Source organism: Leptospira broomii serovar Hurstbridge str. 5399 (assembly GCF_000243715.2).
In the GTDB taxonomy this organism is placed as follows: Bacteria; Spirochaetota; Leptospiria; order Leptospirales; family Leptospiraceae; genus Leptospira_B; species Leptospira_B broomii.
Genome location: NZ_AHMO02000008.1, coordinates 1290432 through 1305535, shown reverse-complemented (window position 1 = coordinate 1305535; position 15104 = coordinate 1290432). Strand labels below are relative to the sequence as shown.

The window sequence follows — 15104 nt, the reverse complement described above, 5'->3', positions numbered from 1 at the left end:
TACGGAAAAAAATGATGAGCGAGATAGAAAATCCCGAAATCCTTTATCCAAATGTGGCAGTGTTTGGTGGAGGGCCGATGGGGGTTTTTCTATCTACCGTTGTTTCCGCAAAAGCAGATCGGGTCTTTTTGTGGTATGGGGATCGTAAAAAAGCGGAACGAATACAAAAAGAAAGATCAGCAGAACTTTTGGATGATAACGTATCTCTCCCGAATAATGTTACCGTGGTTTATGATACCGATTTTCTATCGACCGGATCGTGGGTTATCGTTTCCGCTGTCCCGTCTAGGCTGAAAGAAAACATAATCGACAGTATTTGCGCTTCCCTCTCTCCCAATGAAAATCATATAATTCTTTCTTTTACGAAGGGAATCGTTTCAAGTTCGACGCGACGGAAAACGGGGAGTATTACTTTTTCAGACTATTTACTTTATACAAAAGATAGACTGAATATTTCCAATCTTGAATACGCATCTGTAGCCGGACCTAATCTTCTTTCCGAAATGAGCAAAGATCAGCATAGTTTTTTTTCGGTTGCCTCGACAGGAAAAAGAGCTTCCTTTGTTCTGGAAGAATTATTCTCCGGTTCGCACAATCATACAAAAACTTACGACGATATACGTGCGGTTGAAATCATCGGCGTCTTAAAAAATCCTATTGCTATCGCTTGCGGTATTGCCAGCGGAATTCCCGAATGCGGAAGCAATTTTGAAGGCGAGTTAATTCGACTCGGATTCGCCGAAATTCTGGAATTATTGAAAGCATTGGAGCTTTCCACAGAATCGGCTATGGAATTTGGACTTGCCGATCTGATTACGACTTCGACGTCTCGCTCGAGCAGAAACCGAGCTTACGGCCAGAGATTCGTTCGTAAGCTGATATCCGGGGAAGATGAGCCGAATTTATTGGAGCGTCTAGAACTTTTTTTTAATCCGAAGGAGTTCATTCAAAAAGAGGTGATTCAAAGCGAGTCTCATGTGGAAGGTGCATATTCGCTATCCACAATTCTCGATTTAGCTAACGAGAACGGAGTATCGCTGCCGTTGTTCACGACGTTATTCGAAATCTTAACGAGAAAAGTTTCACCGACGCAAATCATTCGATTTGTATCGAAATCGACTAGTGACAAAATTCGGACGATCTCAAAATTTGCCGGCAAGCGCTCAGGTTTATCTTTAGCATCGGGTCAGGAGTTTCAATATGCCCTCAGGCGAAGAGTTCTCAGACATATAAACTCGCAGCCCGGAATGGCTGATCGTATTTTAAAACAAGCGGGTCTACAAATAAAAGGATTAGAAAAAAGATATGGCGAGGCTATTGAAAATAAATCAGGTACCGATTTGGCGCAACTTCCGAAAGAAATCCAACTTTGGAAAGAGGCCAATAGCGCCTACGAAACGAGAGGCGCTAGAGATTTAGAAAAGATCGTCGAATTTTACGTTTCGGAAATCGCCGATGATTACCGCCCATTTTTACGGGAGTCGCTTATACATTTGGTGGCTCCCGCTCGGTTTGCAATCGGAGGGTTTAAGCCTGGAGGAGGTCTTCCTAAGATCGGAGGATGTGTGAAAGAGGTTAAATCACTTGCATCCAGATATGATATTCTTTACACGCCGACTCATAGATCTCATTTGGATTCCATTGAAGTTGCGTTCGGGCTTAGATGGTTAGGATTACCTGTTCCAAGATATGCTGCGGATAAAAAAGTCATGGGAACACCAGGTCTGGCAAGAGTGTTAAAGGCACTCGGCGCCTATATGGTGGATAGGAAGAGAAATCGGAATCTTCTTTATTTGGATTGTTTGACTCAATATTCGACGATGATGCTGGAGGCTGGAATTCCAACATTAGTCTATCCTGAAGGAACTCGTTCTCGGACCGGCGGAATCATTCCTATAAAAACCGGAATTCTTTCCACATCCGTAGAGGCATTTAAGCATACCGGTAGCGAAGTTCTAGTAGTCCCCATCGTATTATCTTACGAGAATGTTCCGGAAGATATCGAATTTACCGGAAAGGAAGAGCATCTTTCGTTTAAGGATTTTTTGTTTAAGAGAACCGAAGTGTTTATGGATTTATGTGAACCGATTCCCGTTTCGAAATATATTCACGAAGACGATCCGACTTTATCCATATCGCTGGAAATTACGCGCTCATGGCAAGCGCATCATCGGATCCTACCTAATCAATTAATCGCTAAATTAATTATGGAAGAGGGTGGAGAGATCGGGTTGAATGATTTAAGGTCGCTTATTTCCGAGACGATTCTATCCCGTAAGGGAAATTATCTTACTAAGGATGTGGATGAAATTCTAAATCGTGGAATAAAAGTTTTGAAAGGCAGAGGTTTTATAAGCGTTGACCGGGATATTGTCGCAGCGAAAGATCGGGAACTTTTAGAATATTATGGAAATATGGTTCCCGATCCTACCTAATCTATTCCACCCGTATCTTGGAAGCTATCAGAACCGCCCTTTTTCTCAATGAAGATATGGATTCTTCCTTGTTCGAATAAGCTAAGGCGACTCCCATTCTCCTGTATTTTCTTGTTAACGGTTTGCCGAAAATTCTAAAATCGGAGTCCGGCATTTCGGCGGCGATATCCAATCCACTTACAACCGGAACGCTGCCATCTGTTTCGGAAAGGATTACGGCACTTGCTCCTTTCCGAACTAAAGCGATCTCTGGAATCGGTAAACCAAGAATAGCCCTCAAATGTAGCTCGAACTCGTTAAAGGTTTGAGTTCCTGCAAGAGTCACCATTCCGGTATCATGAGGACGCGGAGAAAGCTCCGAGAAATAGACTTCGCCCCTTGTCAGAAAAAATTCCACACCCCAAATTCCAAAACCGCCCAATTCTTTTGTGACTTTAGCGGCCATATCTTGGGCGACTTTTAATTGCGAATCGGAAATTTCGGCGGGCTGCCAACTTTCTTGGTAATCCCCTCTTTCTTGTCGATGGCCGATCGGGGGACAAAACAGAGTCTTTCCGGATTTTTGAGTTACTGTTAATAATGTTATTTCAGATTCGAACGGAATAAATTCCTCTACAATAATTTCCGACGCGCCTGCCCTTCCTTTCGTTTGCGACGCCGTCCAGGCATTTTCAATTTCCTCGACTGTGTGTATAACCGATTGCCCTTTTCCGGAAGAGGACATCAGTGGTTTAACGACACATGGAATTCCAAGATTTTGTACTGCTTGCTTTAGCTCATTTAAACTAGTAGCGTACGAATATTTTGCCGTCCTTAAATTCAGGGATTTTGCAGCTAAATCGCGAATGGATTTTCGATTCATAGTAAAATTCGCCGCTTTAGCGCTCGGCACGACATGAAATCCTTTCGATTCATATTCGTACAAGCGCTCCGTCCGAATCGCCTCGATTTCCGGAACGATGATATCGGGTTTGTGCTTTTCGACGATGCGATCAAGCGCCGATCCACCCAGCATATCGACGATCTCCCTTTCATGGGCGACTTGCATGGCTGGAGCTCCATCATAACTATCCACAGCGATTACGTATTGCCCGAGTCGTTGGGCTGAGATGACAAATTCTTTTCCCAGTTCGCCTGAACCGAGAAGGAGTATTTTCTTTTGCATAGGGTTGTGGAAAGGATTTCCGAGAGGCGGCAAGAAAGGGAAGGAAAAAATCAGCTTGAAATACGCTATAAGCCGATCCGGATCGATTTGCTATTTGGGATTTTGAACTTTCTTCTTAGTGCTAATTTGAAAATTTTTATATTCCACGAAATCTATATCTTTTCTATCCAAGCGAAAAACCCCTTGCGGTGAATGGAGGATTAGAGTATCTCCGATTTGAGTAAGAATTGCCCCGTTCAATTGGGTTTTATCCGTTTTATGGACCGTCTCGAGAACGTTGTAGAAATTATGAATTTCCATTTCTGATTCTAGATTTTTTGAAGCCGCTTCGGATTCGATTTTGGAAAAGGCCGAATTTAGTTTTTGTTCATGGTCTTTGCGAATCGAATCCTTTAATGACATCGAATCTTTTTTAGTATCGGAATTAAGAGTTTGATCGATGATTTCCTGGTCGACAGATACCAAAGTATCCAATTCTGCTTTTTCTTGCGGGCTAATTTCGATAGAATTTTTCGAATAAGACTTCACATACTCTTGTTCATCGAGTTCAAGAATCCCGTTATTGCCCTTGTTCAATTCGATGCGCGTTAATACTAGATGGACTAAATCTTCGAATTTCGGCTTTACGGTAGCTTCTTCGTTTTCAGAAATCACGACTTCGTTTTCGGATAAGAACTGTTGGAATTTTTGAAGCAAAGGTTTTCGAGCGATCATTTCTGGAGTAATCTCTTTGCTCATCGGAAGTTTAAGAGTCATTGCAACTAGACCTTCATAAACTTTGATTTTCGGGAGTTCCTCCTCTATGATTTCAAATGAAAATGCTGTTCCACGGACTGCGGCGATGGCGGTAGGCGCCGAAATTCTAAAGTTTTCATTGTTTCTTAATTTTCCTGCCCGGATCAAAACCCCTCCGGCACGAAGAACTAAGTTGATACCCGGCGACTCTTTAATTTGAAATGAGTCCAGCCTTAGTTTACTGAACGGTCTTACGCGAATGATATGGCCCTCTCCGGTTTGAATATCGATCGATCCCGAATTTGTTATGATTTCATCTTGGGGTTGAAGAACCGAGCCTGTCTGCAACGGCAATTGTTTAGTATCTCGATAGGCGTGGACAGGACCATTATGGAATACTACTACGGCGCCCGACTTTAGGTGTTTCCCTCCGATCCAGCTCTTTATTTTAGAACAAGATGATAGAATGATGAACGAAAACAAAATAATCGAGAAGAAATGAATGCGGAAATTCCAAAGTTTCATTTAGTAAGGACCCTTTTTATGTATTAAATAACAATCAGCCCGAGCGTTCTTCTTAGTTTTTCTTGGAAAACAGAACCGAATAATAAAAAATTGCCGAAATCGATTTCCGCCGTCTAAAGATGAAATGTACTGTTTTAGCACGGTTTATAAGTTATTCCTTCTTTGCGTCTTGCTTCTTTGCCCTATATTGGAAACAAGATCCGATTCAGTCCCTCAGCGAATCGTACGCTTTTCGGGGACTGCTTACGAATTGGAAACAGGTAAATTATTATATAAGGATATGCACGAGGAATTCTGGGAGAACGGTAAACATGCTCGTTCCATTGTTCAATATATTAATCCCGAAGGTAATATATTTGCCACTAAGCGAATTTCCTTCCTAAAAAACCGATCCTTACCTGATTTCAATTTAGAGGACTTTCGAGACGGCTATTTGGAAGGCGGCGAATTCGAATCAGGAACGAGAGTTCGATTATTTGCAAGGCGCAAAACGGGAGATCCTATTAAGGAGAAAGTTGTGGATGGTGGGGATTTATCCGCCCTGGACGGCGGCTTCGATTATTTTGTGGAGGATCATTGGAGCGAACTCTTGGCAGGAAAGAGAATAAACTTTAGAATTTTTGTCCCAGTCGAGTTAGATACATTCCGATTCTACGTGGAGAAAACGAAAACCGGATCGTTTAAGGGGAGATCGGCGCTTTTCTTAAGGATGAGGATCGAAAATTCGATTCTATCGGTCTTCATCAAGCCGATAGACTTGATTTACGATATCGAAAGTAAACGGATTATGGAGTATAAAGGAACTAGTAATATCAATAATGAAAAAGGAAAAAGTTATAATGTAAGAATCGTCTATGACTTTCGGTGAGAGTAATTGTAATTCGATTTAAGGCTAAAATCCGAGTCGCCAGTAAGCGATTCCAGATATTCCGATTTCGCGACTTAGTTTAATCCAATCCGTCTCGTCTAAAATCAAACTCGATATTTCGAATTCGTTCTCAACTATATAAATGCCGTCTTCTTTCCTCCCTAACTTTGCCATTCTAACCGAATCCAATTTTCGGCTGATTACTTTCGGTTTTGATCTTCCTTTCATCCAAGAATATCCGTAGAGAGGAAGTCCGAGCCAAATTTGATTCGGTTTATACGTTTTTCCGAGTAGGTCAATATTTTCTTTAGCCCAGGATAATCGAGTGACGGGGCCCGGCTTCGTTCTAGGGGAATGAAAGTCGTAGGCCATGAGAACCACTTCGTCGGCCAGGTTCGCGTGAAAAACATCTTTATGAAACTCCGCAAGTTCCGCCGGAAAATGAATCTGCGGGAAAAGGGCGAGAGTCAGGATCTTTCCTTTCTTTCGTAAGCTAGGTCGGAGGTCCATTAGCAAATTCTTAAACTCGCCGGATAAGGAAGAAGGTAATCCTTCCACATCTAAATGGATTCCGGCGTATGCGGGATGTTCGGAGAGAAATCCAAGTAGTGCCTCCTGCATCGCAAGTTTCTTTGCTGGGACGGTCAGTATCGAAGCGCCTGTTTTAGATTTGAACGCAATTAATGGGATCCAGCGAACCCCTTTGGAAAGTCCTAAAGTTAACAGTTTGTCGGGGGGATTCCTATATCGTAACTTTGCATCGCTTTGAATTATGGTACCTGTAAAACAAATAGTTACATTGGCGCGCAAATGCTCCTGCCAATACGACAAATCTTTGCTTTCTAAATCTTCCCCTAACACATAAATCCAGGTCGGCGAATGTCGTTCGGCAGATAGGGGACATAGAAAAAAGCTTAAGACGATAAAGATTGAAATATAAAAGAGCGAAAAGCGAATCATTTCTTCGTCCCGTAATATTAGGGAAACCTATTTAGGATTTTTCTTCAATCCGGATTGTCCGTTCTCCGATTTTATAGGAAGGACCGGAACGACGGGATTGGGAAGGATGCGAACGATGGCTCTCATAAACACAGGAACCGAGGAATTAATCCGAGACGGGTTAGAAAGACTCGGACTTCTATCCCCGGCTAAAAAGGCGGAAGTTTCATTTTACTCTTCTAGCCTCTTTGAGCTGTATTCGGTCAAGTTACAAGACGGTTCCAGAGTAGCCGTAAAAGTTATACCAAAGAAAGAAATGGCGGAATCCGAAGCTGAAGGTCTTGAACAACTTTGTCGCTTAGGTGTTCGCGTCCCGGAATGCTTTGGAACGGTGAATTTGGGGAAAGTTTCCCTTCTTGCCATGGAATTTATCGAAACCGGCTCTTCGACCGGGTTTCGAGACGATTTAATTGCTAGTCTTAAGAATTTGTACCGCGGTGAATTCGGGTCCTGGGGTTGGAAACGAGATAATTTTATAGGATCCCTTCCGCAGCGGAACGGTTGGTTTTCAAGTTTCGAAGAATTTTTCTGGCAAGATCGCCTAAAACCCCAAATAGAATTAGCGCAAACTAGAAAACTTCTCACAGAGAAAGATATAATCTCCATCCGAAAGGTTTTTGATAAATTTACGGAAGAATGGGGATTAAATCGAATTCAACCTAGAATGATTCATGGAGACTTATGGTCCGGCAACGTATTACAGGGAAAAAACGGGTACGCGTACTTGATCGATCCGTCCGTCGCATATTCTCATCCGGAACAAGATTTGGCGATGTTGCAGTTGTTCGGTAGTCCTATCAACTTGGATGATATGCAGGATATTCTTTCCACTTGCGGATTGGATGATCCTATGCATCTTAAAGATAGAATTCAATTTTGGCAAATTTATCCTATCTTAGTTCATGTTAATCTTTTCGGCGCATCTTACCTGACAAGTCTACGACATATTCTACGGTACTACGGTACGATTTAATACTTTTCTTGAAGGATTCTTCCCGTCATAGTCTTTGGGAGGAAGCAATAGATTTTCGGAGAAGATCCGTTTGACCAAATCAATAAAACCTGGGAAAACAGGGGAGCCTTCCTCTAAAGCAAAACCGTCCGAGTTGGAACCAAGAAAGGCTCCCTCTCAAAAACGAGCCATCCAACGTGTGCAAAATATATTGGATGTCGTGGCCTCTCTCTTGGACGAGGTCGGAGCGGAAGCCATCACGACGAATCTGATTGCACAAAAGGCCGAAATTCCCATCGGTTCCTTATACCAATATTTTCCGAATAAACATGCGATTTTAAACGCTGTCGGTAAGCGACATCTTGAGCGAGTCAATGCCATGTTCATGGGTTTTCTTTCGGTTGAAGTGGATGGGACCGGTTGGCCGGAACTGATAGACAATGTAATCGACGCGTTCGCTAATCTCTATTTAACCGAGCCCGGCTTCGTACCTTTATGGTCGAACATCAAGATGGATCCCGAGTTGGTCGAGATCGATCGGGAAAATAATCGCTATATTGCATCCAATGTTTCGAATTTATTTTCTCGGATCGTTCCCGGAATGAAGGAAAATCCGGAGGCGGAAATCATTTCCCGAATCATAGTGGAAGTGACCGATTCCGTTTTATCACGTTGGCTGCGGGAAAAGGAAGATCCTGTTCTTGCGGATAGCATTCTTAGAGAATTAAAGGTCATGTTGAAAGCATATTTGACTCATTATATCGAGGGAAGAACATCGTGAGAGCCTTTCTCTTCGAATTTCCGCTGACTGCGTTCTTTGTTTTGCTCATTACGATTTCTCAAGTCATACTGAACGCTTTCGTTCCGAACGAAATGCTTGAAGCTTTTTTCATTAGTCGTCCGGGAGAATTCTATCCTTGGAAGTGGATCGGAATGGCGTTTTTTCACGCGGATTTCACTCATTTGTTTTGGAATATGCTCTTTCTTTTTTTCTTGGGAAGGATCGTTGAATATAAAGTCGGAAAAGCAAAATGGCTTTTGTTTTTCTTCATGGGGGCTTTTGTTTCCGGATTTTTGGATTCGTTAGTAAGAGGGTTGTTTCTGAGCGATTCTAGTCCCGCAATCGGGGCTTCGGGAGCGGTTTCGGGATTAGCCGCTGTCGCAGCACTTTTATCCCCATTTTCGATGCGTATTCGAAAACGAAGCTATCCGTTTCCGATTTTTGCTCTTGCGTGGCTGATGGTATATTCGGATATAACGAATTTGTTTGCTAGGGATCAAGTAGCTCACTGGGCTCATCTAGGCGGATTCTTATCAGTGGTATTCGCGGCATATTTTCTGAATAATAAAGAAAGGCAGCAATTGCATACGGGATTCATATTAAATCTAGTGTTCGTGATTTTGCTTCTGATACTTGGATTTCTCGTGGGAGGAAGATAGTTGGAAACCGTTCAATTTTCAGCATTTGACTACAATCGAGACGACACTTTTTCGTTATCCGAATATCGCTTAGAAGGGAGCGAGAAAGACGGGTGGAAGATCTTCCGCAATAAAGACCTTTATCTTTCTCTCGGGAAAGGATATAAACTTCTTAAGACGAAACTTTGCGGAATATGTTCTACGGATTTAGACCGAAGATTTCTTCCATTCGCTCTACCGCAAATTATAGGTCATGAGGTATTAGCCTCCGACCCGATTACAGGAAAGAAATTCGTATTAGAAATTAATGATACTGTAGCGGCGAGAGGAGAGGAGGGAGATCCGTTTTGCAAACGAGGGCTTCAGACCCACAGCCCCACTCGCCAAGTATTAGGTATAGATCGGCTTCCCGGGGGATTCGGGAAATTTCTGTTAGCTCCCGTCGGGACCTTAGTGGAAATAGGAACTTTAGAAGATAGGGAGGCGATCCTGCTGGAGCCGTTTGCAGCCTCGTTGCATGGCGTGGAAGTTTCGTTGGAAAATTCATCCGATAAGCCGAATCGAATCGCTGTGCTCGGTCCAAGACGACTGGGATCGTTACTATTGGCGGGACTCGAGGTATATAGAAGACGGAACAATCTGGATTTTAAAATCGTCGCCATTCTTCGCAGAAGGGAACTGAAAGACACCTCGTTTGGAGTCGGTGCTGATGAGGTACTGGTCTTTCCCGGACTAAATACTTCGTCGAGAGGTTCGCTTAATAAAGGGGAACGTTATTACAAGGAGACCCCTGCAAACGCGGAAGAAGTCTCCTGGAATGATCTGCTGGATACTTTCGACATCGTATTCGATACGACGGGAGCAATCGACGGGCTGGAACTATGTATGGATTTAACTTGCAAGGAAATTCATCGCAAGACAACGAACGGACTAGGTTCTCTCGGAATTTCAAATTTAACTGAACTCGTAGTCGACGAACTCTCAATTTTACCGCTACAAAAAGGGTTTCAGAATCTTTCTTGGGGAGTGAATTCCGCACTTGAGACTTGGGTCTTTTTAGAAGATGGAATTCGACTCTCTAACGAAGAACAGGACTGGATCGATACTGCTCGAAAAGAAGGAATCCGATTCTATTCGGGTTCTATTCAGGAAGGAGAATCTTTTTTAGAGTCCCAAGAATTTACCGGGGATCTTCGTCGATTTGATTTTACAATTTTGAAATCAGCTTCATCGGTAGATTTAGCGATTAGGCCAGGTGCGAAGGAAGCTCCTTCTTTGCTCCGACCTAGAGGTTTTATTCTTATTCCTGTCAATTCCGGATTATCCGAATCCAATCCGTTCATTAATTGGGTTGTTCGTGGGGGAGTTTTGCGATCTAGCCGGTGCGGGGATTTTCGCAGGACTCTTTCTTTTCTAGGACCAGAGAAAGGTTTTTTGAAAAATGTTTCCGCTTATCTGCTTGGAGAAGAGTTTTCCGCTTCGGACCTTCCTAAGGCCTACGAAGAGGCGAGAAAACCGACCAATATAAAAGTGATTGTCAGACACGACCCATATTGACCGATTATATGCGGTCCCCTTGGAGGGGAAATTTTTGAACAAGCACGGTTTTTTCCAAATTACGCAAAAGGTTTTTTTAAGAAGGGGACCGGAACTTCTGATTCTAAGAGACCGGAAATCAGGTTATGGTGATTTGCCGGGCGGAAGAATGAATGAGGACGAGTTCTATGGAGATTGGCAGGAGAGTCTTTCTCGCGAGCTAACCGAAGAAATGGGAAACCGATGTGAAATTAAAGTTCATCCGAGACCGATCTTCGTGCACAAGCATCGAGTAAGCGACGGTAATCACCCATGTATCATCATCGCCTACCATGCCGAATTTTTGGGAGGGGAAATCGTTCTCTCCGACGAACATGATTATATTTCTTGGGTAAATGTAGAAACGTATGATCCTAGAGGGTTGTTTTTTGAATATATGTTGGATGCGATTTTATTGTATCAAAAGGAATATGCTCCTCTTTTACCGAACGGAAAATTAGAATTAGGGGGAAGGATCCTATGAATCCATTTTGGAGGAATGCAATCGCTTCTCTTTTCTTAATTCCGATTTTTCTCGGAATAGGTTGGCTCCTGTCGGGAAAGACTATAGGAGAAGGAGAATTTATCTCCGGCTTACCTCAGAGTGGGATACAGTTTTATTCTTCGGGATTTAATCGGAAATCGGGCAACATTCTCTTACTCCGACTGGAATTTAAACCGGAATATTATTCGAAGGAAGATCGCCTACGAACCTGGCTGGAAAAACCTCTTATTATCGCAAAAGAAAAGGACTTGTTGGATAAATCCACGGTCGTCGTCTACCCTCCGGAAATAGGAAATTATTTATTTCTGATGGGGCAACGCTCGGAAGTGTTTCAAGCGGATTCTGAAATCGGATCCTGGAAACGAGCGGTTTTCTTTACAAGAATTTCCTATGGCGGATTGAGAAACCGTTTATTGTTCGAGGACGAGATCGCTAATTTTCTCGCTAAGACTTCGGTCGAAAGATACCAGAGGATTTTCGCCACCCTTTCGAAGACTTACGGCGTTAATATCGTTGCCGGTTCGATCATACTTCCTTCTCCCAAAATAATGGAAGATCTTATTTCGATTTCTCCCGGAAATTGGGAAGAGCGGGCTTATCTTTTTACTCCGGATGGAAGGCTTTATAACGGTTCTTTAAAAAGAACCAAATTTAAGGATGGTTCTTTATCGTCTTATCTAAATTCCCAACCTAATAAGATCGAATCGGAGGTGTGGACGATTCCGTTCAATTTTGCCAAGATCGGCTTTCTGAACGGAGAAGAATTCGGATCTCCCGAGATGGAAGATATCGTAAAGAAAACTTTCGTTTCTCGCTGGATCGCCTTAGGATCTCCTACCGAGGAAGGAAAATTTAGGGAATGGATTTCAAAATCGAATTTCGAAACAAGCGGCGAGATCTCATTCTTCGGTACAGCGTGGGGACGAAAATTGCCGGGAACGAGTTTTATAAAAACTAGATACGGCAATCCCGAGCCTAAGGAAAGCGGAAAGGGAACGATCCTTTTGAATATCTATCTATAAAGAATTTTATTTATTTCGAACTTCTTCGTAGAGTTTCAAAAGCGTCCAGTCGTCATCCGTAAATTCCAGGCCTGTTAGATAGAGTCCGCCCACTTCCGTTTCACAAAGAATTTTTTCGGGATGAACGATCCACGTTCTTTCGCATAATAAGGGCAATACCTGGCTTTTTCTTAAAGGACCCCACAGATGTACCTTACCTGAGTAGTTGGATAAATACTCGTTCTTTGCGTTTAGTTTCCAAGGATTCGATTCTTTTCGACTTACCGTGAAGAGCTTGGTAACGCTCGGCTTTCCTTTACCGTATTGAAGTCTTCGCAAATGGAGCCGGCCGATCGTGCCGCCTAAATAAAACGCCGAATCACTCGGACCATAATAAAGTAACGGACTTATCACTTCTTGGTCGAGTTTATCCACACTTCGTTTATCAGGTTGAAAATAGTAGAGCGTATAGGATCCTGCATTTCCCGAAAACAACAGAAAATCCTTTCCGATCGGATATAAAAAGAATCTAGATTTTAGGTTCGGAAAAGGTGGAGCTATTTTCTCCTTGCTCAAAACAAGTTTTGGAGTTCTAGGCTCCACGGTTCGTTCTTCATACAACTGATTGTCTACGAAGTAAAAAATTTTAGACCCGTCGTCCGAGATTCCGCCTCGATTACGACAGGAAATCTGGGCGCCGGATTCGTAAAGTAGGGAATTGTCCGTTAGAGAAATTGCAAATAGTCGGCAACCCGTCGCCATCGGATATTCCGAAAGTGCAAATTTTGCATTAAGTGAAACCGCCATTGACGCCGGAATCTCATCTAGCTTTTTCGTTTCCGTTTTTCCTTCGGACAGATCTTTTACGGTCAGTTTATTATCTTCCACGTAGACCAACCGTTTTCGATCGTGCGAAAGTTCCACGATACGAACGGATTCGGGTTTTTCTTCCGATAGAATTTCATCATCCGATTTAGGATGCAGAAGATAGTTCTTTAATAGCTCCGTCGCTTTCTCGTATTTTTCCTCTTCCACAAGTCCTTGAATTTCTTCGATTAGACTTTCCTGTTTACTTTTGCAATTCGCGAGAATGAAAAGGAAAAAAAGAACTGGGATAAAAATTCTCCGCAATAAATCGGAATTGTTCATGCTGGTCAGGCTGTTTCCTCCGTCCAAGGTTCGTCGGAAGGAACCGAAATGATTTCTTTAGAAAATACTCGTTGTGCTCGGTCCGCGATTTTTTGCGTTTCGCTGTAAGAAAGACCTCCGGAAACGGCGGAACCTATTAGAGGAAGCCAAAAACTCCTCTTTCTGGCTTGTAGGGATTTTGAGCTACGCATCGCTGCTGCGGCTCGAAAAATTCCTTGGGTGAGTAATTCCCACGTAGCAGGTCTAACTAGTATTCTCGCCCCGACTTCTTTTAGGAAATTCCTGAAAAAGGAAGTTTTATCTTTAAAGAGACAGTACGCCATCAGCTCGGAACTAACTTGCGATTCTTTACCGTATAATGCGGCTATATCTTTTACAAGTTTACCTTGGATTCGAAGGACCAAAAAAATTTCAGGGGCAACCGTCACGGCTCCGATTCCGCCGGTCGGTAAAGAAAGAGCAGCGCTTGCTAAAGCGGTTTGGATCGAGGCCGTTTGGGTTAAGCTTTGTATAAAATCGGAGGGTTGGCCGATCGTCTTGGCGTATGGGCTTCTATATGAGTTTAACCCGGAAAGAAGTGAGAGGATTCGATCGGAAACCTCGGAAAGAAGTGAATTATAGTTTTCCATGGAAGAGAGTGGGGTAATAAGGCAATGGGAACCTGTTTCTATGTTAGATAGACTAGAAAAAATACAACAAAAATACCTTAAAATCTCGGATGAACTGACCACGGCGTCCAATCCGGAAGATTTAAAGCGACTTTATAAGGAACGGTCTCGTCTTACTCCTTTATTTGAAAAGATTTCAGAGTACCAAAAATTAATTCAAGATAGAAAAGAAGCCGAGGAACTCCTCAAAACGGAAAAAGATGGGGAAATGCGTTCGATGTACGAAGAGGAGAAACAGTCGGCTTCCGAACGAATCGAATCCCTTGAAAAGGAGCTGGAGGTCATGCTACTCCCTCCCGATCCGAATTCCGGCAAAAACATTTTGGTGGAAATACGTGCGGGAACAGGAGGGGACGAGGCAGGGCTTTTCGTTGCCGATCTATACCGCATGTATACCAAATACGCCGATAAACAGGGAATCAAACATGAAATTATCGATTCTTCCCCGACCGGAATCGGCGGGTTAAAAGAAATCGTTTTTGCCTTAGAGAACGAACGAGCTTACGATCTTTTTAAATTCGAAGCGGGAACTCATCGAGTCCAACGCATTCCTGCGACCGAATCCGGAGGACGAATTCATACAAGCGCCGTAACCGTCGCCGTTTTGCCGGAAGCAGAAGAATCCGAAATTAATATCAACGAAAACGATCTACGAATCGACGTCTATCGTTCTTCCGGATCCGGTGGGCAGCACGTAAATACGACGGACTCTGCAGTACGAATCACGCATATTCCGACCGGTATCGCTGTCGCCTGTCAGGACGAGAAATCGCAACATAAGAATAAAGCTAAAGCGATGCGAATTTTAAGCGCTCGAATCTTGGAAAAGCAGGCTGAAGAAAAGAAAGCTGCGGCAGATGCATTGAAAAAGCAGATGGTCGGAACGGGGGATCGATCGGAGAGAATTCGGACATACAACTTTCCGCAGGGGCGCTGTACGGATCACCGCATCGGCTTTACTAGTCATAACCTTTCTGGTATAATGGAAGGCGACCTAGATGATTTAATCGGTGCTTTAACGGAAGAAGATAGAGCCAAGCGACTGGCAGAATCTCAAGCTCATTGAGGAAAGTTCGGTTTATTGGGTTGAAGTTTCCTAGTTGGGGTT

General features: G+C 43.2%; 14 protein-coding genes. 9 read left to right on the top strand and 5 right to left on the bottom strand.

Going from position 1 to position 15104, the window contains the following annotated elements; translation table 11 throughout:
* Nucleotides 1–14 precede the first annotated feature (14 nt).
* Entirely contained in the window at nt 15–2435 is a 2421-nt protein-coding gene (locus LEP1GSC050_RS11700) for a 1-acyl-sn-glycerol-3-phosphate acyltransferase (RefSeq protein ID WP_010571397.1), read from the top strand.
* 1 nt (nt 2436) lies between these two features.
* On the opposite strand, the gene purT is transcribed toward LEP1GSC050_RS11700, so the two are convergent.
* Complete coding sequence (gene purT / locus LEP1GSC050_RS11695) at nt 2437–3600, bottom strand: formate-dependent phosphoribosylglycinamide formyltransferase (RefSeq protein WP_010571396.1); 1164 nt, start codon at nt 3598–3600, stop codon at nt 2437–2439.
* A 90-nt stretch (nt 3601–3690) separates the two neighbouring features.
* On the bottom strand, nt 3691–4860 hold the full coding sequence (locus tag LEP1GSC050_RS11690) for a FecR family protein (RefSeq protein WP_010571395.1): 1170 nt from the start codon (nt 4858–4860) through the stop codon (nt 3691–3693).
* Between the two features lie 250 nt (nt 4861–5110).
* On the opposite strand from LEP1GSC050_RS11690, the gene LEP1GSC050_RS11685 reads away from it, so the two are divergent.
* A complete protein-coding gene (locus LEP1GSC050_RS11685) occupies nt 5111–5728 on the top strand; it encodes a hypothetical protein (RefSeq protein ID WP_232225705.1) in 618 nt (205 codons plus the stop codon).
* A 24-nt stretch (nt 5729–5752) separates the two neighbouring features.
* Here LEP1GSC050_RS11685 and LEP1GSC050_RS11680 read toward each other — a convergent pair whose 3' ends face one another.
* Nucleotides 5753–6688: a glycosyl hydrolase family 18 protein gene (locus LEP1GSC050_RS11680; protein WP_010571393.1), complete on the bottom strand. Its 936-nt coding sequence runs from the start codon at nt 6686–6688 to the stop codon at nt 5753–5755.
* Nucleotides 6689–6803: 115 nt separating this feature from the next.
* Between LEP1GSC050_RS11680 and LEP1GSC050_RS11675 the strand changes: the two genes are divergently transcribed.
* From LEP1GSC050_RS11675 to LEP1GSC050_RS11650, 6 genes are all read left to right on the top strand, one after another.
* Nucleotides 6804–7700, top strand: a complete 897-nt coding sequence (locus LEP1GSC050_RS11675; RefSeq protein WP_010571392.1) for a fructosamine kinase family protein — start codon at nt 6804–6806, stop codon at nt 7698–7700.
* Between the two features lie 82 nt (nt 7701–7782).
* On the top strand, nt 7783–8460 hold the full coding sequence (locus tag LEP1GSC050_RS11670) for a TetR/AcrR family transcriptional regulator (RefSeq protein ID WP_040911640.1): 678 nt from the start codon (nt 7783–7785) through the stop codon (nt 8458–8460).
* Nucleotides 8454–9119, top strand: coding sequence for a rhomboid family intramembrane serine protease (locus LEP1GSC050_RS11665; RefSeq protein ID WP_040911313.1), 666 nt, complete (start codon nt 8454–8456; stop codon nt 9117–9119). Before LEP1GSC050_RS11670 ends, LEP1GSC050_RS11665 begins: the two co-directional genes overlap by 7 nt.
* On the top strand, nt 9120–10655 hold the full coding sequence (locus tag LEP1GSC050_RS11660; protein WP_010571389.1) for an MDR/zinc-dependent alcohol dehydrogenase-like family protein: 1536 nt from the start codon (nt 9120–9122) through the stop codon (nt 10653–10655).
* Between the two features lie 34 nt (nt 10656–10689).
* Nucleotides 10690–11157, top strand: a complete 468-nt coding sequence (locus LEP1GSC050_RS11655; protein WP_020987559.1) for an NUDIX domain-containing protein — start codon at nt 10690–10692, stop codon at nt 11155–11157.
* The gene (locus LEP1GSC050_RS11650) at nt 11154–12200 is read left to right on the top strand and encodes a hypothetical protein (protein WP_010571387.1); all 1047 of its coding nucleotides are present in this window, start codon (nt 11154–11156) and stop codon (nt 12198–12200) included. The genes LEP1GSC050_RS11655 and LEP1GSC050_RS11650 overlap by 4 nt, the downstream gene beginning before the upstream one ends.
* Before the next feature lie 6 nt (nt 12201–12206).
* On the opposite strand, the gene LEP1GSC050_RS11645 is transcribed toward LEP1GSC050_RS11650, so the two are convergent.
* Together LEP1GSC050_RS11645 and LEP1GSC050_RS11640 are read right to left on the bottom strand one after the other, a co-directional pair.
* Complete coding sequence (locus tag LEP1GSC050_RS11645; protein ID WP_010571386.1) at nt 12207–13328, bottom strand: hypothetical protein; 1122 nt, start codon at nt 13326–13328, stop codon at nt 12207–12209.
* 5 nt (nt 13329–13333) lie between these two features.
* Nucleotides 13334–13957, bottom strand: a complete 624-nt coding sequence (locus LEP1GSC050_RS11640; protein ID WP_010571385.1) for a hypothetical protein — start codon at nt 13955–13957, stop codon at nt 13334–13336.
* Nucleotides 13958–13997: 40 nt separating this feature from the next.
* Here LEP1GSC050_RS11640 and prfA point away from each other — a divergent pair, with 40 nt between their 5' ends.
* Complete coding sequence (prfA, locus tag LEP1GSC050_RS11635; protein WP_010571384.1) at nt 13998–15062, top strand: peptide chain release factor 1; 1065 nt, start codon at nt 13998–14000, stop codon at nt 15060–15062.
* The last annotated feature ends 42 nt before the right edge of the window (nt 15063–15104 follow it).

Coding starts and splice junctions, on each gene's coding strand:
- LEP1GSC050_RS11700 (WP_010571397.1), top strand. CDS start 15: ATGAGCGAGATAGAAAATCCCGAAATCCTTTATCCAAATGTGGCAGTG.
- purT (WP_010571396.1), bottom strand. CDS start 3,600: ATGCAAAAGAAAATACTCCTTCTCGGTTCAGGCGAACTGGGAAAAGAA.
- LEP1GSC050_RS11690 (WP_010571395.1), bottom strand. CDS start 4,860: ATGAAACTTTGGAATTTCCGCATTCATTTCTTCTCGATTATTTTGTTT.
- LEP1GSC050_RS11680 (WP_010571393.1), bottom strand. CDS start 6,688: ATGATTCGCTTTTCGCTCTTTTATATTTCAATCTTTATCGTCTTAAGC.
- LEP1GSC050_RS11675 (WP_010571392.1), top strand. CDS start 6,804: ATGGCTCTCATAAACACAGGAACCGAGGAATTAATCCGAGACGGGTTA.
- LEP1GSC050_RS11650 (WP_010571387.1), top strand. CDS start 11,154: ATGAATCCATTTTGGAGGAATGCAATCGCTTCTCTTTTCTTAATTCCG.
- LEP1GSC050_RS11645 (WP_010571386.1), bottom strand. CDS start 13,328: ATGAACAATTCCGATTTATTGCGGAGAATTTTTATCCCAGTTCTTTTT.
- LEP1GSC050_RS11640 (WP_010571385.1), bottom strand. CDS start 13,957: ATGGAAAACTATAATTCACTTCTTTCCGAGGTTTCCGATCGAATCCTC.
- prfA (WP_010571384.1), top strand. CDS start 13,998: ATGTTAGATAGACTAGAAAAAATACAACAAAAATACCTTAAAATCTCG.